General features: G+C 42.6%; 16 protein-coding genes. 6 read left to right on the forward strand and 10 right to left on the reverse strand.

All coding sequences use genetic code 11. From position 1 onward, the window contains the following. Nucleotides 1-58: 58 nt before the first annotated feature. The 4 genes from QTN47_RS27705 to QTN47_RS27720 form a co-directional block, all read right to left on the reverse strand. A complete protein-coding gene (locus QTN47_RS27705) occupies nt 59-859 on the reverse strand; it encodes an SDR family oxidoreductase (RefSeq protein ID WP_369332718.1) in 801 nt (266 codons plus the stop codon). Between the two features lie 115 nt (nt 860-974). Beyond that, a complete protein-coding gene (locus QTN47_RS27710; protein WP_369332719.1) occupies nt 975-2,003 on the reverse strand; it encodes a zinc-binding dehydrogenase in 1,029 nt (342 codons plus the stop codon). 275 nt (nt 2,004-2,278) lie between these two features. Continuing rightward, complete coding sequence (locus QTN47_RS27715) at nt 2,279-2,989, reverse strand: orotidine 5'-phosphate decarboxylase / HUMPS family protein (protein ID WP_369332720.1); 711 nt, start codon at nt 2,987-2,989, stop codon at nt 2,279-2,281. Between the two features lie 180 nt (nt 2,990-3,169). Then, on the reverse strand, nt 3,170-3,802 hold the full coding sequence (locus tag QTN47_RS27720) for a LysE family transporter (protein WP_369332721.1): 633 nt from the start codon (nt 3,800-3,802) through the stop codon (nt 3,170-3,172). Between the two features lie 237 nt (nt 3,803-4,039). Here QTN47_RS27720 and QTN47_RS27725 point away from each other — a divergent pair, with 237 nt between their 5' ends. Together QTN47_RS27725 and QTN47_RS27730 are read left to right on the forward strand one after the other, a co-directional pair. Then, nucleotides 4,040-4,231: a hypothetical protein gene (locus QTN47_RS27725; protein WP_369332722.1), complete on the forward strand. Its 192-nt coding sequence runs from the start codon at nt 4,040-4,042 to the stop codon at nt 4,229-4,231. Nucleotides 4,232-4,408: 177 nt separating this feature from the next. Further along, on the forward strand, nt 4,409-5,185 hold the full coding sequence (locus tag QTN47_RS27730; RefSeq protein ID WP_369332723.1) for a (Fe-S)-binding protein: 777 nt from the start codon (nt 4,409-4,411) through the stop codon (nt 5,183-5,185). Between the two features lie 179 nt (nt 5,186-5,364). On the opposite strand, the gene QTN47_RS27735 is transcribed toward QTN47_RS27730, so the two are convergent. Next, on the reverse strand, nt 5,365-5,745 hold the full coding sequence (locus tag QTN47_RS27735) for a hypothetical protein (RefSeq protein ID WP_369332724.1): 381 nt from the start codon (nt 5,743-5,745) through the stop codon (nt 5,365-5,367). Nucleotides 5,746-5,991: 246 nt separating this feature from the next. On the opposite strand from QTN47_RS27735, the gene QTN47_RS27740 reads away from it, so the two are divergent. Continuing rightward, complete coding sequence (locus tag QTN47_RS27740) at nt 5,992-6,507, forward strand: hypothetical protein (protein WP_369332725.1); 516 nt, start codon at nt 5,992-5,994, stop codon at nt 6,505-6,507. Nucleotides 6,508-7,040: 533 nt separating this feature from the next. On the opposite strand, the gene QTN47_RS27745 is transcribed toward QTN47_RS27740, so the two are convergent. From QTN47_RS27745 to QTN47_RS27755, 3 genes are read right to left on the reverse strand one after another with little or no spacing between them, the layout of a single operon-like run. Then, on the reverse strand, nt 7,041-8,087 hold the full coding sequence (locus QTN47_RS27745; protein WP_369332726.1) for an ABC transporter permease: 1,047 nt from the start codon (nt 8,085-8,087) through the stop codon (nt 7,041-7,043). Between the two features lie 13 nt (nt 8,088-8,100). Further along, a complete protein-coding gene (locus QTN47_RS27750) occupies nt 8,101-9,222 on the reverse strand; it encodes a BT_3928 family protein (protein WP_369332727.1) in 1,122 nt (373 codons plus the stop codon). 44 nt (nt 9,223-9,266) lie between these two features. Further along, nucleotides 9,267-9,815 (reverse strand): DUF1599 domain-containing protein, encoded by a 549-nt coding sequence (locus tag QTN47_RS27755; RefSeq protein WP_369332728.1) that lies wholly within the window; start codon nt 9,813-9,815, stop codon nt 9,267-9,269. A 223-nt stretch (nt 9,816-10,038) separates the two neighbouring features. Between QTN47_RS27755 and folP the strand changes: the two genes are divergently transcribed. Further along, nucleotides 10,039-10,869, forward strand: a complete 831-nt coding sequence (gene folP, locus QTN47_RS27760; RefSeq protein ID WP_369332729.1) for a dihydropteroate synthase — start codon at nt 10,039-10,041, stop codon at nt 10,867-10,869. 169 nt (nt 10,870-11,038) lie between these two features. Here the strand turns inward: folP and QTN47_RS27765 are convergent, their stop codons facing one another. Both QTN47_RS27765 and QTN47_RS27770 read right to left on the reverse strand, forming a co-directional pair. Further along, nucleotides 11,039-11,977: an FKBP-type peptidyl-prolyl cis-trans isomerase gene (locus QTN47_RS27765; protein ID WP_369332730.1), complete on the reverse strand. Its 939-nt coding sequence runs from the start codon at nt 11,975-11,977 to the stop codon at nt 11,039-11,041. A gap of 17 nt (nt 11,978-11,994) precedes the next feature. Continuing rightward, entirely contained in the window at nt 11,995-13,002 is a 1,008-nt protein-coding gene (locus QTN47_RS27770; RefSeq protein WP_369332731.1) for a DHH family phosphoesterase, read from the reverse strand. Between the two features lie 134 nt (nt 13,003-13,136). Here QTN47_RS27770 and QTN47_RS27775 point away from each other — a divergent pair, with 134 nt between their 5' ends. Continuing rightward, the gene (locus tag QTN47_RS27775; RefSeq protein ID WP_369332732.1) at nt 13,137-13,553 is read left to right on the forward strand and encodes a nucleoside-diphosphate kinase; all 417 of its coding nucleotides are present in this window, start codon (nt 13,137-13,139) and stop codon (nt 13,551-13,553) included. A 639-nt stretch (nt 13,554-14,192) separates the two neighbouring features. Next, entirely contained in the window at nt 14,193-17,075 is a 2,883-nt protein-coding gene (locus QTN47_RS27780) for an FG-GAP-like repeat-containing protein (protein WP_369332733.1), read from the forward strand. Nucleotides 17,076-17,235 lie beyond the last annotated feature (160 nt).

Raw genomic sequence — 17,235 nt, forward strand, 5'->3', positions numbered from 1 at the left:
TAGCACAAAGCGCTGCCACACCTTTTTGACTTTTGATTTTTTACTTTTGACTTTCTAATCAGGTTGGCTCTTTCATTGTTTGCGAATTCTTTGGCGGATTGCGGCCAATAAACGGGTGTTGTTCGATATCTACTACCTGTCCACTAACAGGACCACTTTCGTCGGACAACCAGTAAACAGCAGCCGCTGCAATCTCTTTTGGCCATAATATACGTCCAGAAGGTGCGTATACTGATGGGATCTCTTTGTACCAGTCATCCGCCAACCCATGCTCGCGTTTACGGATGGCTTCATTTTCTGTTAAGACCCATCCGGGATTGATCTGGTTGACGCGAACATTGTTCTCACGATTCAGTGTATCGCCGAGGTTCCGCGTCATCGTCATCAGAGCTCCTTTGGACATGCTATAAGCCAGCAGATTTGGCTCACCACTATAGGCATTCACCGAGCCGATATTTAGCACACAGCCGTGCTGTTTTTCAAGATGTGGCAATGCTTCTTTAATCAGTGTAAAGGGTGCTATTGTATTTACTTCAAGCAGTTTTCGTAAAAAATCTTTGTCAGTTGTGTAAAGATTGGATGAAGCAACAATGGCTGCATTATTCACAACGGCGTCCAGCTTGCCGAAGTGTGTGATTGCAAGATTAACAAGACGAGTTATAGCTCCATCAGCGGCAAGGTCTTCAATATGCAAAACTGCATTTTGTTTTCCTACTATGTTCAACACTTCTTCACCAAGATCTTTTTCCAGCCCGTTCAAAACCACCTTTGCTCCTTCTTCAACACATCTTATAGCAATGGCTTTTCCTATACCGGTTGTACTGCCGGTAACTATGATTACTTTATTTTGTAAGCGCATGTGTAATAGGTTTCAGGTGTCAGGTATCAGGCTAAATGCATTTGCACATTTGCATATTTACACATTCGCACATTCAACCCACCTCCATTTTCAATTTTCCATTATCAATTTTCAATTAACTAACCGGTTTCAGCACACTTTTCACCACTTCTCCCTTGTGCATTTTTTCGAATGCTTCATGCCATTCGGTAACCGGCCATACGCCGCCGATTATCGGCTTTACGTTTAGTTGTCCGCTCGCCAACAAGGCAATTACACGTTCCCATACCGGCCAGTTGTGGCTAAAGCTACCCTGCAATGTCACATTCTTTTGCACCAGTGGATCAATTGAAAAACCAAGTGGCTGAGGTCCCCATCCAACTTTGGTGATATGTCCCGCAGGACGCACGAGTTGCATGGCTATTTTAAGTGTAATGCTTGTACCTGCGGCGTCGATGATGCAATCTGCACCAAGGCCATCGCGTTGCAGCGCCCATGCCGTTGCATCGCCTACAATCACTTCACATCCATATTCTTTTGCAATATTTAATCTGTGACGGTCAGCTTCTAGCCCAACAACGGCAACTTCGGCACCGCATAGTCTTGCGACGGCAGCGCAAAGAATTCCTATGGTGCCTGGACCCAGTACAATCACCCTGTCCCCCGGCTTAATGCGGCTATTCTCTACAACAGCGTTAAACGCAACGCAGCATGGTTCAGTAAGGCAGGCCTGTTCAAATGCCAGTTGATCAGGAATATGATGAAGGCAACGCGCAGGCACACGTACAAAACGGGTCATAGCGCCATTCACGCCATAACCAAACCCCTTACGTGTAGGATCAAGATTGTACATTCCACGTCTTGACATGGGATTGTTGACATCAATAACAGCGGCAGTTTCACTTACCACCCTGTCGCCCTCTTTCCATCCTTTTACAAGGCTACCGGTTGCTGCTATATGACCACCGAATTCGTGGCCCAATACAACCGGGTAATTTACGGGCCAGCTATGGTCGGCTGTCCATTGGTGCAGGTCACTGCCACAAACGCCTACATTGGCAACTTCAAGCAATACATCTTCATCGCCAATTTCAGGCATATCAATTTCTCTTATTTCTACAGAGCCTTTTTCAGGAGCATAATTAACTACGGCTGCAGATTTCATGTTGTTTATCGTTTGGAAATGGTTAATAAAGTGAATGGTGTTAGTGAATGGTCAATAGTGAATAGTGAAAATTGGAGCAAGCTTCTCATTTAACAGCTTGCAGTAAGTACGATTTACGAAGTACAAAGTACCTAGTTCTGATCAGGTTTTCTTTTTTCAACTTACCAAGACCATTTAACTATGGTTGTTCGTTTACTTGCAATGTCGCTGATTTCGAATATGCGCTCCAATCCTCTCCCTCATTTTCAATTGTCCACTTTCAATTGTCAATTAAGCTACGCGAGGCTTTTCACGGCCACATCGCCATATGCGTGTATCTTTTCACAAATGAGTCTTAATGAACTTTCGAGATCGCCGGAAGCGGTTTTAAATTCATCAGCGTCTATTGTAAGCGGGGCGCCCAATACAACCAGCGGGGCACCGTATGCGGGACACTGAATAGCCTGTTCCAGGGAGAGTCCTCCGACAGCCTGTACAGGAATATTTACTGCAGCTACAACTTCTCTGAGTTGATCCAGTGGGCTGGGCATGCGTTTGCCTGCAGCGGCAATCCCCCTCCGTTCATCATACCCGATATGATGAATGATGTAATCACAGCCCAAATCTTCGAGCCATTTTGCTGCTTCAACCATATCATCACAACCCAGGTTGTCGCCCATTACTTTTACACCGTGATCTCGCCCGGCTTTCACAACGCATTTAATGGTTTCTTCATGGGCACGGGCCATTACCACAACATGTGTAGCCCCGGCTTTAGCCATCATTTCGGCTTCGAGGTATCCGCCATCCATCGTTTTCAGATCAGCAACTATAGGAACATTTGGAAAATTTTCACGAAGTCTTCTTACTCCGTGTAATCCTTCAGCAAGAATTAGTGGTGTTCCGGCTTCTAGCCAGTCTACACCTGCGCGCATAGCCATTGCGGCTGTTTCCAGCGCCTCATCAATATTGGTCAGGTCAAGGGAAATTTGTACGATGGGTTTCATAATTAGCAAGCATTTATTAATTAATCTCGTTCCGCTCGTTGCTTGCTGCATCATCAATTATTCTTTTCAGTAACTAATTACTGAAAAGAAATCTCAGAAGCAGTTCAGACGCGTCGCGAAAACGAGTTACTAATATATTTCATTTTGAAATAGCGCAGTGTTTTTTCATTAAAATATCTGCTATAAAAACCCTTTCACCATTCTATACAATTGAATAACAGCAGTGAGAATGAAAATGCCGCCCATGGCTTTGTTGAGATTTTTCATACTGGCATTCATTCTTGTAATGAGCCAGTTGCCGCCATACATATAAACAGCCAGGCCTCCGATAGTGCCGCAACCCGCGCCAACCGTAAACATGTCGTATTGAGAAGATACGGGCTGAATAACTTTATTATCAAGGAGATAAGTACTCCATATAAACCAGAACGGGATTTGTGCCGGATTTAATGCACTCATACTGATCCCCAGCAGAAAACGATCCATCTTGTTGTTTAGCAGCAATGCTTTTTTGTTGCTCTGCTGCCGGTTGGCTGACACAAAACTCGCAACCCCCAGTACCAGGAATAAGGCAACAGTAAGCCAGCCTAATACGGTAAAGAACAGTTTATGCTGCATAATCCAATCCACACCTTTTAGCGAGAGACGTAAATAAATCACTTCAACTATCGCCACACCAATAGCATATTTCCAGGCGTTTCTCGCATTTTCCTGAACGTAGATCTGAGTGGCGGTAATGCTCATGTTCCCCAACGGCAATTGCCCTAAAAAACTCACCAGCATTCCCATAAAAGCTGCAAACAGTAAAGCCATAGGGCGCAAATATAGAATACAATTGAAAATGGAGAATTGAGAATTGAAAATGGAGGGAATGTGCAAATGTGCGGATGTGCGAATGCCTTACACCTCATACCTCACACTCATACCTTACACCTCATACCTTACACCTGATACCTGACACCTCATACCTTACACCTTACACCTTACATCCACAGCTAAAAGCTAATAGCTCACAGCTTTTCTTTATTTTTAATTTTTAAAGCTAAGTATATGATTGCTACAAGTATGGCCGGAATGATGATGAATGGAGAGTCGCCTGAAATACTGTTTTGGGTAGGATGTTCGGGAAGCTTTGATCAGCGTGCGCAAAAGATCACAAGAGCGTTTGCAAGTATTCTCAATAAGACCGGAATTAAATATGCGATACTTGGCAAAGAAGAAGAATGGAGAATTGAGAATTGAAAATGGAGGGAATGTGCAAATGTGCGGATGTGCGAATGCCTTACACCTCATACCTCACACCTCATACCTTACACCTCATACCTGACACCTCATACCTTACACCTTACACCTTACATCCACAGCTAAAAGCTAATAGCTCACAGCTTTTCTTTATTTTTAATTTTTAAAGCTAAGTATATGATTGCTACAAGTATGGCCGAAATGATGATGAATGGAGAATCGCCTGAAATACTGTTTTGGGTAGGATGTTCGGGAAGCTTTGATCAGCGGGCGCAAAAGATCACAAGAGCGTTTGCAAGTATTCTCAATAAGACCGGAATTAAATATGCGATACTTGGCAAAGAAGAAGCCTGCACGGGCGACCCTGCCCGCCGCGCCGGCAACGAATTTCTTTTTCAGATGATGGCTTATAATAATATCCAGGTGTTAAATGGCTACGGTATAAAAAAGATTGTCACTACCTGTCCTCACTGCTTTAATATCCTAAAAAATGAATACCCGGAATTAGGGGGAAATTATGATGTTGTTCATCACACTACCTTTTTACAGGAACTGATCGACAGCGGAAAAATCGTATTGAAGGAAGGTGGAAGCTTTAAAGGAAAACGAATTACTTATCATGACAGCTGCTACCTCGGCCGGGCTAATAATATTTATGAGGCGCCACGCAAGGTTCTGGAACTATTGGACGCTGAGCTGGTTGAGATGAAACGCTGCCGCACTAACGGATTATGTTGCGGCGCCGGAGGTGCACAAATGTTCAAGGAGGAAGAAAAAGGAACCAAAAGAGTAAATTTCGAACGCACTGACGAAGCGCTTTCCCTTGAGCCGAACATTATTGCAAGTGCTTGTCCGTTTTGCAACACAATGCTAACCGACGGCGTAAAAAACCGCGAAAAAGAAGACAACGTTCAGGTGCTGGATATAGCGGAATTGATTGAGAAAAGCATGTGAATGTGCAAATGTGCAAATGTGCAAATGTGCGAATGAATGGAGAATTGAAAATTGACAATGGAAAATGAGGGGAATGTGCGAATGTGCAGATGTGCGAATGCGCTTGAATGCCGGACTTATTCCTGACGCTTCATACCTGATACCTGATGCCTGATACCTGACACCTGACACCTGATACCTTACCTGTCCTCACCCACCCTTTCATACACTGTTTGATTACCGGCGTCGAGCGCAAAACAGCCGGAGAGGAAAGTGAGTTGATTTCCTTCGAGGTTGAAGAAGATCTTGTAAGGGTTTGAACTGGCGCTTAGAATAATCCTGTTTGTAAACTGACCTTCCTTTATCACCAGGCACACATTGGCCTCTACAGAACTGTCAGGAGTTGAAGCGTAATTGCCTTTTTCTTTTGCCTGGCCACTGTCAAAAACCGTATAGCTGTCGTTTGTAAATTGAATAACATGACCATTGTTCGGGGGAAAGGTTTTAAGTGGCATGCTTCCTACTGTTGATCTTAACTCCCATGACCCGATAATGCTGTTGGATTTCTCTGCTTCTGTCATATTACTTTTTTTACAGCCGGACGTAAAAAAAAGTATAAGCACAAAGGACAGGGCCAGAATAACATATTTCATCGCAAGGTTTTTATTATTGACCGGCACCAGGCGCAAAACATTGCGATTTAGGTAAAAAATTTTATTGAATTATTGGTTCGAGCATTTAGGCATTTCCATATTTGCACCTTCTCTCACTTGCACATTCGCACATTTGCACATTTACCCATTTGCACATTTAGCTATCTTTGCGCTATGAATACGAATATAGCAGAATTTATTCCGGAAGATTTTGACGCGTCATCCAGGGTGTGGATCTACCAGAGCAGCCGGTTGTTTTCAATGGGTGAAGCATTTGAGCTGGAAAGCATGATGAACAAGTTCCTGCAAAGCTGGAACACGCACGGAACGCCGGTAAAAGGTTACGCGAATTTATTATACGGACAGTTTGTAATATTAATGGCGGACGAATCTGCAACTTATGTAAGTGGTTGCAGTACTGACAGTTCGGTGAGATTGATCAAGGAGATTGAGGAGAAGTTCAACGTAACAATGTTTGACAGGCAAATGCTTGCTTTTGTGATAAAGGATAAGATTCAGCTACTGCCTCTTCAGCAGATACCGTATGCGGTGCAGAATAATTTTATTACTCCTGGTACATTGTATTTTAATAACCTGGTGGCGACGAAGGCTGATTTGCTGAGCAAATGGCTGGTACCGGTTAAAGATAGCTGGCTGGCTAAAAAGTTTAAACTGGAAGCAGAGGTTTGAACCACGGAGACACAGGTGGCAGGGCGAAACACGACGTTTTTGAAACACGAAGGCACGAAGAACACAAAGAGGCACAAAGTTTTTGAACCACGGAGACAGGACGACACGAAGAAACACGGTATTGTTAGCCACTAAGTCTCTAAATGCAAAAGAGTTCTAAAGGAATAAAAGTAAGACTGAAACTATTCGCTGCGCCGCTGCCTCTTTGCGACCGTTGCGAGAAACCCTTCGCTTCGATTAACGTATAACGTACCACGTATAACTTACAACTTCCACCGCGTCGCCGCTTCTTCGCGAGCGTTGCGAGAAACTCTTCGCTTCAATCAACGTATAACGTACAACGTATAACTTACAACTCCCACTGCGTCGCTGCTTCTTCGCGAGCGTTGCGAGAAACCCCTCGCTAAGATCAACGTATAACGTACAACGTATAACTTACAACTCCCACTGCGTCGCTGCTTCTTTGCGACCGTTGCGAGAAACCAAACCCTTCGCTCCGATCAACGTATAACGTACAACGTATAACTTACAACTCAGTCAAGCTTAACGCGTGGATCAACGATTGAATAGAATATATCTGCGAGAATATTTACCAGCACAAAGAATGTAGCCGTCAGCAATACACTTCCCATCACGACTGGGAAATCGAGTTTTTCGAGGGCATCAACGGTAACTTTTCCTATCCCTTTCCAGCCGAAAATATATTCGACAAAAAAAGCACCTGCCAGCAATTCCGCGAACCAGCCGGTGATGGCGGTGATAACCGGATTCAGCGCGTTGCGCAATGCATGTTTCCAGATAACAGTTTTGCGTCTTAATCCTTTTGCGTAGGCTGTTCTTATATAATCCTGATCAAGCACATCAAGCATAGCGCTTCTTGTCAATTGGGTGATGATCGCCAACGGCCTGATACCAAGTGTTACCGCGGGTAAAATGAGGTTTCGCAGCTGTAGTTGCCTTCCATTGAATGGATCGACTTCATATAAGCTGCCGATCATATGCAGACCGGTATAATTACTCAACACAAAGCCGAAGACGTAAGCCAGTATAATCCCGACAAAAAAGGACGGCGCAGAAATTCCCAGCACGCTTGCAAAGATGGCTGAAGTGTCCCAAACGGTATTCTGTTTGACTGCAGCTAAAACACCAAGACCGATACCAAATATTGTTGAGATCAGCATAGCCGTAAAGGCCAGTAACATCGTTCCCGGAAGCGCTTCCATCAATACTTCAGTCACACTTTTTTTGGTTTGATAAGAACGACGGAGATATGGCCATTTGATGGCCAATTTTATATCGCCCCCAATAAAAATTCCATGAAGCTGTTTTGACTGTATTTCCTCTTTGGAGTGAACAGCGAGCGGAGATACATCATTTACATACAATAAAAACTGTTTCCATTTCGGCTGATCGAGTGCGAGTTCTTTTCTTATGTTTTTTATAGTAGCACTGTCACCCGTCTGGCCGAGTACAAGTCTTACAGGATCACCGAACCCTACAAACAAAAAAAACACCACAACGATAACACCCGCTAACACGAGCAGTCCGTACAGCATTTTTTTAGTTATGAATGTCAGCATAGTTTAAAGATACCTATTGGGCCTTCAATTCTCCAACCGCCTTCTGCATTTTACTGATATCTGCGCCGCTTATTTTACGGTAGACTGTCGCCTGGTTCATCAGAAAATAAGTTGGATTGGCTCTTGCTGCCGTTTTAATAACCGTAGCATCACAGATAAGGAGATCCTTTACAGCCAATGAATCCAAATAGTGAGCAGCTTTTTTGGGTTCTGATGTGATATAGCGGACCGGAATATTTTTTGAAAGACAGGTCTGTACCAGTTGCGTATGTTCTTCCTTCATCCATTTTCCCGCGTTGCCAAAATCCTTTACAAATACCAGCATGTAATAACCGGGCGTTTCCAACACCTGCGCTGTAATATCGTCTCCGGCATCGTTTCGCAAGGCAAAATCGACAATCGCAGGCGTTGCATTTCCCTGCCTTATCAATTTGTCATGACGTTCAACAAACTCATAGGTAGAATCAAAATCATCAGGGAAATGATCCTGATCAAATTCCACGCGCTGCCCTTTATGTTTATATGTGAAGTTCATGATAGAACTGTCAGCTATTGCGCCCGGCGGAACTTTCATTTTTTCGGCTATATTATTTCCCTGTTTGTAAGGCAAACAATCGACGAAAGGCAAATGTTTGAGCGCATGCTCCTGCATCCATGAAACGGCAAAAACGCTTAGAAGAAGTATACCTATTGATGGACCGGGTGAAAAAACCGGTCTGATCTTTTTATAATTAAAGACGATCAACAAGGTAAGTACAAATAAGATCAGATCTTTCAGGAAAGACTGGAAAGCGGTGAGCGGAACGCAATCACCAAAACAGCCACAAGTTTTAATTTTTCCGGACAGGAAGGCATAACCGGTAAGGAAAGTAAAAAACACGATAAGCAGGAACAATAACCAGCTAACCAATTTCATCCGATAGCCTACCAGCAGTGCAATACCGGCCACCACTTCAAACACATTCATTACAAGCGAAAGCACGAGCGAATAGTCGTTAAGCGCACTCCAGCCCCACACTTCAAAAAACTCCTGCATCTTGTAGCTTAATCCAAGCGGATCATTGGCTTTTATCAACCCGGAAAAAATAAACAACACGCCAACGAATATCCTTGCAATGTTTAGTACAACCTTCATGGATCTGAATTTATCTTTTAGTTACAACCGGTTTGCGCTTCAGCCTACCCTACATGTTTTCCTTCATTTATCAGAATCAGCGCGAATACTGCGTAATTAATAATATCAATATAATTGGCATCAATACCTTCACTGATCAGCGTCTTGCCGTCATTGGCGAGGATCTGCCGAACACGCAACAACTTCACCAGGATAAGATCAGCAAAACTTTCCTGTGTCATCTCACGCCAGGCCTCACCATAGTCGTGGTTTTTTGCCAACATGGTATCTTTAGCGAGCTGAACATTCTCACTATACAAAGCACTAACCGTATCTACATCAAGATCCTCAACTGCTGAATTGTTCTTCTTTAACTGGATCAACCCGATAACACCATAGTTGACGATACCAATAAATTCGGACCGGATATCGTCTCCTACCTTCTGTTCTTTTTTCTCCTGGATAGTACGTATGCGCAGGGCTTTGATAATGATCTGGTCAATAACGGAAATGGCGCGCAATACTCTCCACGAGGTTCCGTAGTCGCGGGTTTTCTTCAAAAAAATATCACGGCATTTATCTATACACTCGTCGTATTGTTGATTTGTATCCATGGAATAGCTATGAGCTATCAGCTATCAGCTATGAGCTGTTTGCCGAAAGAATTATTATTTCAATTATCAATTAATGTCAACCAGGGTACTGAGTACTCTATTCTTCTACGCACAAATCAGGTATAAAACACCTGCCATCTGTCCCTTATCAATTATCAAGTTTCAATTATCAATTATAACTAACTTGCGCGTTTACTATCGCCAAAAATAAGGAAACCGCACCATGTTTACACTTAATTGCCGTGGCCGTTTATTAACAATTGAGAAACCTATCATAATGGGGATCATCAATATTACACCTGATTCTTTTTATTCAGCCAGCAGAGCTTCTTCTGTTGACGCGGCTTTAAAGCAGGGCGAACGCATGTTAAGTGAAGGTGCAGCAATACTGGATATTGGCGGACAAAGCACAAGACCAGGCAGCGAACAATCCGGAGCGGATGAGGAACTCGACAGGGTCATCCCGGTTATTGAAGCTTTGCATAAAAATTTTCCCGAAACATTTCTTTCTGTAGATACTTATTTTGCGAAAGTGGCCCAGCTTTCCGTTGAGGCCGGCGCCCACATAGTAAATGACATCAGCGGGGGCATACTTGATGAAGCTATGTTCGATACTGTTGCATCCTTAAAATGTCCATATATATGCATGCACATGAAAGGCGATCCGCAAACGATGCAACAGTACGCATCATATGAAAATGTTACAAGGGAAGTGCTTGATTTTTTTATTGAACGAATTGAAACCTGCAGAAAAGCCGGTATCCATGACGTTATTGTTGACCCTGGCTTAGGCTTTGCCAAGAAATACGCGCACAATTTTGAACTGATCAAAAATCTCAGTGCATTTAAAATATTAGAAAAGCCTTTGTTGATTGGTATCTCCAGGAAGTCTACCATTTACAAAACACTCAACATTACACCCGAAGAAGCATTGAACGGAACAACTGTTTTAAATACAATAAGCCTGATGAACGGAGCGCACATTTTACGTGTTCATGATGTGAAGGAGGCAAGGGAAGCTGCGACGCTTGTGGAGAAAGTTTTTTTCAATTGAAAATGAGGGCGAATGTGCAAATGTGCGAATGTGCGGATGTGCGGATGTGCAAATGTGCGGATGTGCAAATGCCTTAAACCTCACGCCTTATGCCTCATACCTGAAACCTGATACCTAAAAAAAAGCCCCGCATTTCTGCAGAGCTCTTTTATTGCTATAAACAATTTAATTAGTGTGACTGACCTTGTCCGCCGCCAGGAAGGCCTGGAACTGCAGGCGCTGCGGCAGGAGGTGGTGCCGGTGCGTTAACATCCTTCACTTCAATGTCAAAAATCAGGTTTGAATATGCAGGAATTTCTGGTCTTGCCTGCATACCGTATGCTAACATTGCAGGTACAAAAATGCGTCCTTTACCACCTTTGCCAAAATATGGTAAAGCTTCTTCCCAACCAGGGATCACGCTACCTGTTCCTACCTGTACTTTGTAAGGATCAGTGTGACCTTTTGTTGAATCCATGTTAGTATCGAATACGCTGCTATTGTTGGTCATCAGGTAACCTCTGTACATAACAGATGCTTCTTTCCCTGTTTCAGCTTTAATACCTTCCCCGGCTGACTGTACTTCTACGAAAGCACCGTTTTTAGTTTTTTCAGCTTTAATACCTTTATCCGCCAGGTATTTTTCAACTTCTTTTATTTCACGTGCTTTTTCCAGCTCAGACTCCTGTTTATAATCAGGTTCTACATCCTGCTCTGATTTGAAAGCCTTTAAGATCTTTATCTTACAAGTGATCCTGTCGCCTTTTTTGAAAGATTTATCGGCAGGGTTGATCATATTTCTTTTGATCAAAGAGTCCACGCTTAGAATAAATACTGTACTATCTCCTACTGAACATTTGGAAATGATCTCCATGAAAGAGTACTCAGTTCTTTTTGAAGTATCAACCATTGCATAGGCAGGAACTCTACCCATGGTTGTATTAAGCGTAGTATCTCTTTCTATGATACGGATATCTGCGTTGAATTTCACATACTCACCCGCTTTCAATTTCTCTCCACCTTTGCCTTTGAATATTTTATAAGCAATGCCGGATTTTGTTTTTTCATAGTTCACCGAGCACGCGCTGAATAATAAAGCAAGGCCCGCTGCTGTTAACAGTTGTTTCATGTTTTTGTTTCTGATTTTTATTGAAGTTCTTTTTCGTATTGTTTTATAATCTGTTTGAATTTTCTTGCTGTCTGGTCAAGTGTTTCATCACTTCTTCCTCCAGCCGCATTTTTATGGCCACCGCCTTCAAAATGAGTTCTGGCAAAGGCATTTACATCAAATTCACCTTTGCTCCGGAAGCTCCACTTACGCTCCTCATCCCGGTCAATCACCAATGCTCCGAACTTTATGCCTTCAATAGTAAGTAAATAATTAACCAAACCCTCAGTATCGCCTGTTTTTATTTCATACTTAATCAGGTCATATTTAGAAATAGCCATCATCGCAGTATTGTATTCATACAACACATCCAGCTTGTACAACAAGGCATTTCCGATGAATCTCAGCCTGGATTCAGAAAAATTATCATAGATATTCTCATGAATTACAGAGTGATTGAAACCGGTTTCCTTTAAACGGGCTACAGCCTTGTGCACTGAAGCAGTTGTGGACGGAAAACGGAAAGATCCGGTATCTGTCATGATACCTGTATACAAACATGTGGCAATTTCTTTATTAATCTTATCATCATGACCAGAATTAGCAATCAGGTCAAAGATCATTTCACAGGTTGAGCTCTTTCCGGTATCACTGATTCCATAATCAAAAACTTCTTCCTGGGGTTGTTGATGATGATCGATCAATACCTTTATGCATTTCGCTTTTTCCAGATATGTTTCCATATTCCTGGTTCTGTGCAATATATTAAAGTCCAGACAATAAATAATCTCTGCACTGTTAATGATATTGACAGATAGCTCCCGCTTGTTTTCAAAATCAATTACTTTGTCCACTCCGGGCATCCAGTTAAGAAAGCTAGCCCAGTTTGTGGGAGAAATTACGGTTACGTCGTGCCCCAGCTGCACTAAAAAATGGTATAATCCCAGCATAGATCCCATCGCATCGCCATCGGGCTTCTGATGAGCGGTGATCACCGCCTTGCGAGGCTGATCCAACAATGGGAAAAAGTGTTGTATAGATTGCATAGAATGGCGGCAAAATTCAGTGTTTATCATCATTCATTCAAATCAATTTTGGTAATAATTCAACATTTTTTAGCGTGAGATATTAGCAAATAGGACTTCTATATAGTACTTTCGCGCAAAATTTTATAAAAGCTATGAGCAATAGAACTTTTACAATGGTTAAACCTGATGCTACAGGCAAAGGCTATACCGGAGCAATCCTGGACCAGATCATCAAAGCCGGTTTCTCCATTAAAGCAATGAAATGGACAAAACTTACCAAAGAACAAGCCGGTGAATTCTACGCTGTTCACAAAGAAAGACCTTTCTACGGTGAGCTGGTTGAATTTATGAGCAGCGGAACCATTGTTGCTGCCATTCTCGAAAAAGAAAACGCTGTAGCTGATTTCCGTACGCTGATCGGTGCTACCAACCCTGCAAACGCAGAAGAAGGTACGATCCGCAAAAAATTTGCTGCTTCTGTAGGCGAAAATGCCGTTCACGGAAGTGACAGTGATGAAAATGCTGCAATTGAAGGCGATTTCTTCTTCTCTGCGCTGGAAAGATTCTAGTGTCGTCAAAAGTGAATAGTGAATAGTGAAATGTGAAACACCAAACTATATTATAAAGGCCGTTTCCCTTGGGAGCGGCTTTTTTTGTGGTGAATAGTGAAAGGTGGAGCAACGAAAAAAGTGAATAGTGAATAGTGAATAGTGAATGGTGAAAGGTGGAGCGACTTCACATTACAAAAGCTGCTCTATTAACGGATGGCTTTTGTGTTTATGCTCTGGCAGGAAAGCCCGGCTGAGCGAAGTGTAATCTTAAACACCGAAACATTATTATAGAAGCCGATCCCGTCGGGACCGGCTTTTTTATAGATATTTAAAATTCGTTTTTGCAGCTTAACCCTTCAGGCAATAAAAGCATAACCTTAGCCTATTGACAAAGACATAAAGCCCTTATAACTTTGTGCTACCTGTTGCAATAAAGTTGCGGGCACGTTTAAAGAACAGATGCTTTTACCTGGACCAATGCTGATCTTTTGCGAGAATTTATTGACGTAGCCAGTTTAAACCCAGGCATTTCACTACCCAGATTAATTTAACTCTTCATTACGCTTATAAGCGAGCCTCTCATTTTTATTGTTGCATGGTTAAGTGATTTCAGAAAAAGATCACAGCAATATCTCATTCAACCTAAAACAAATAAAAATGACACACAACACTATTTACCCATGCGCCGTCATAAGCCGCCGGCGAAACTGTTTGTTGCATTTTATTCGCAATTTTTATTTGCACGCAGCGGGATCGTTAAAACGACTACCTTGTTTAATCGCCTCTTGTTTCTTCTTACTGTCTGCATCTGGACAGGCTCCGGTTATAACAAACTTTACTCCTTTTACTGAGTATGTAAACAAGTTCATAACTATAAACGGCAACAACTTTAGCCCTGATACTACTGCCAATGCAGTTTACATAGGAGGTTCACGCGCACGAGTAACAAGCGCTTCAACAACTTCGTTAACAGTACAAGTATTGCCAGGTGCCACCTCTGATTTTTTAAGAGTAACAACAAACGGGCTAACCGGCTACTCTAAAAAACGTTTCCTGGTGTTTTTTAGTGGACTGGGATACATTGCCCCAGGCTGCTTCCATCCGATCGAGCCACTTGATAACACTTCGGCAAATACTGCTCTCGGCGATCTGGATGGCGATGGCATGCAGGATATGGCTGTTATTCACACAAGATCGTTAATGCCATACTCCGGCAACCTTGCAACAGTTTCATTACACAGAAATGTGAGTGGATATACATTTGGATTTGATTTGCTGCAAACCATCAGGCTTCCGGAACAATATAGTTATTCAATTCATCTCAATGATCTGGACAGGGATGGAAAAACAGATTTAGTCATTTCACCGGTTAACCAGCCTTTCCTGCTGTTCTACAAAAACAACAGCACCCCAGGTAATATAAATTTCAATGCCGCGTTAAGGATCAATGTACCGCAACCGCTAAATCTATTCCGGTTTTTGGATATGGATGGCGATGGCAAAGAAGATCTTGTCATGACCGAAGATGGTTCTGTGAAAATTTTATTGAATAAAAGCACCAACGAAAACATCCTTTATGCACGGCCTTTTAATATTACTTTTGCCAATAACCTTTTCCCCACAGCATTTGCGGACATGAATGCCGATGGAAAGACCGATATAGTTATTAGCCCTGCAAATACATTTTTCGATTTTCCTTATGTCCAGATCATAAAAAACGACGGCACACCAGGGCTGCTTTCTTTTAATTCCCGCGAATACGTTTATACCGGATTGAAACAATCATCAAACGCAAAAACCGGCGATATGGATTTGGACGGGCTGCCTGAAATTGTAGTAGCAGATAACCTGAGTGATTCAATCGCAGTATTAAAAAATAAAAGCCCGTTGGATCATTTCAGTTTTGAGACACCAATGAAATTGTTATTTCCTGTTAATGCCCCGTCGCTAATAATAAGGGACGTTGACGGTGATAACCTTTCGGATATTGTCGGCGTAAAAAATTCTGTTTATGTAATGAAGAACACCAGCAATTTTGTTTACTTATCTTATGCACCGGCAGTTAAATATTCTGACGGAACCTTCTCATCGCTAATCGACATAAAAGACATGAACGGTGATGGTCAACCGGATATAGCAGTTGGTTTCAACGAATTTGACCAATCACCTGCAACGTATATCCTAAAAAACCAAATGAACGTGCCTGCTGCAGATACGCCCCGGCTTCGTTCATTTTTCCCAAAATCAGCGACCACAAATGATACGATTGTTATCAGTGGATATCCTTTTAGAGGCATCACAGAGATTCTGTTGGGTAACACGCCCGTAAAAGAATTTACCATTAACTCAACTACGCTCATCTTTGCTATCGTGGGCGATGGCTCGTCAGGAAATCTAACCATAAAAAACCTGCTGGCCAGCGATAGTCTGCCCGGCTTTACTTACAAGCCCCAACCTACTTCCCTTAAACTAATATCTACATTGCCTTACTCAGCCTGCAAGGGCGAAGAAGTAAAGTTTAAGGTGACGATCATCAGGCGGCCGCCAAATTCTTATTACAGGTGGTTTAAAAATAATGTTCAGTTGCCTTTTAATGGGGAATACCGCACCAGGTCGCTCAAACCTGGCGATAAAATATGGGCAACGCTTTTTGTAAACAATAAACCTTCAATATCATCAGACACAATAACAGTAGGTGAATTGACAGATGTAGTAAAACCTACCATTAAAATAGTCCAAAGCACCAAAGAAGCCTGTAAAAGTAGCCCAGTCAAATTTACGGCAGTCACATCAGGAGGAGGTAATGCGCCGTCCTACCAGTGGTACAAAAACAATATGCAAGTAGGAACGAATAGTGCAAGCTACGTTGACACCGCACTTAAAAGCGGTGACTCTGTTTTTTGTGTATTAAATGTTGCTGAACAATGCGCCATTGTGCCGGTTGCAAGTAAATCACTGGGCATTATAGTTTACAACAACATTCCAGACAAACCTTCTCCAATAGCCGGCCTGTCATTGGTGAACCCCGGACAAACGGGCATACAATTTAGTATAAACCCCGTCGATGAAGTTCGCACTTATCGATGGCAGATTCCACAGGGAACTTCTATTGTTGCGGGCCAGGGAACTAATACTATTACAATGAACTGGGGAAATACTGCCGGCAAAATCTCTATAGGACTACTTAACCCATGCGGAAGTTCAACTATTGTCACAAAGTCCGTTGCAATAACCGGTTCCACATTAAGAACAGCTGGCGGTGACAATGGAAATCCTTTGCAGCTGCCTGACTTAACTGTTTACCCCAACCCTGCAAACAGTAAAACTACCGTGGAATTCAGTGGAAGAAGCGACACGGAATATACAGTGCAACTGCGGGATGCAAGCGGTAAATTATTGCAATCGCAAAAGGCTATAATGATGAAAGGCAGAGCAGCTGTTACATTGAATACAGCCAATTATTTGCCGGGCGTTTATTACGTAATAGTAACCAATGAACTTAATGAAATAGTGAGCAGGAGGCTGCTGATAGGGAGATGATGAAGGTGAATGGTGAATGGTGAATAGTGAATAGTGAATAGTGAATAGTGAATGGTGAATAGTGAATCAATGTCGTTGAAATAAGAACTAAAGTTGTTTATAATTCATGGAAGGCGGCCTTTTAAGCCGCTTTTTTCGATCGAATCTTCTATTCGGCCTT

Source organism: Danxiaibacter flavus, assembly GCF_041060425.1.
Lineage (GTDB): Bacteria > Bacteroidota > Bacteroidia > Chitinophagales > Chitinophagaceae > Danxiaibacter > Danxiaibacter flavus.

Excerpts from the sequence above, each read along its gene's own strand:
- QTN47_RS27705 (WP_369332718.1), bottom strand. The coding sequence starts at position 859 with ATGCGCTTACAAAATAAAGTAATCATAGTTACCGGCAGTACAACCGGT.
- QTN47_RS27710 (WP_369332719.1), bottom strand. The coding sequence starts at position 2,003 with ATGAAATCTGCAGCCGTAGTTAATTATGCTCCTGAAAAAGGCTCTGTA.
- QTN47_RS27715 (WP_369332720.1), bottom strand. The coding sequence starts at position 2,989 with ATGAAACCCATCGTACAAATTTCCCTTGACCTGACCAATATTGATGAG.
- QTN47_RS27720 (WP_369332721.1), bottom strand. The coding sequence starts at position 3,802 with ATGGCTTTACTGTTTGCAGCTTTTATGGGAATGCTGGTGAGTTTTTTA.
- QTN47_RS27725 (WP_369332722.1), top strand. The coding sequence starts at position 4,040 with ATGATTGCTACAAGTATGGCCGGAATGATGATGAATGGAGAGTCGCCT.
- QTN47_RS27730 (WP_369332723.1), top strand. The coding sequence starts at position 4,409 with ATGATTGCTACAAGTATGGCCGAAATGATGATGAATGGAGAATCGCCT.
- QTN47_RS27735 (WP_369332724.1), bottom strand. The coding sequence starts at position 5,745 with ATGACAGAAGCAGAGAAATCCAACAGCATTATCGGGTCATGGGAGTTA.
- QTN47_RS27740 (WP_369332725.1), top strand. The coding sequence starts at position 5,992 with ATGAATACGAATATAGCAGAATTTATTCCGGAAGATTTTGACGCGTCA.
- QTN47_RS27745 (WP_369332726.1), bottom strand. The coding sequence starts at position 8,087 with ATGCTGACATTCATAACTAAAAAAATGCTGTACGGACTGCTCGTGTTA.
- QTN47_RS27750 (WP_369332727.1), bottom strand. The coding sequence starts at position 9,222 with ATGAAGGTTGTACTAAACATTGCAAGGATATTCGTTGGCGTGTTGTTT.
- QTN47_RS27755 (WP_369332728.1), bottom strand. The coding sequence starts at position 9,815 with ATGGATACAAATCAACAATACGACGAGTGTATAGATAAATGCCGTGAT.
- folP (WP_369332729.1), top strand. The coding sequence starts at position 10,039 with ATGTTTACACTTAATTGCCGTGGCCGTTTATTAACAATTGAGAAACCT.
- QTN47_RS27765 (WP_369332730.1), bottom strand. The coding sequence starts at position 11,977 with ATGAAACAACTGTTAACAGCAGCGGGCCTTGCTTTATTATTCAGCGCG.
- QTN47_RS27770 (WP_369332731.1), bottom strand. The coding sequence starts at position 13,002 with ATGCAATCTATACAACACTTTTTCCCATTGTTGGATCAGCCTCGCAAG.
- QTN47_RS27775 (WP_369332732.1), top strand. The coding sequence starts at position 13,137 with ATGAGCAATAGAACTTTTACAATGGTTAAACCTGATGCTACAGGCAAA.
- QTN47_RS27780 (WP_369332733.1), top strand. The coding sequence starts at position 14,193 with ATGACACACAACACTATTTACCCATGCGCCGTCATAAGCCGCCGGCGA.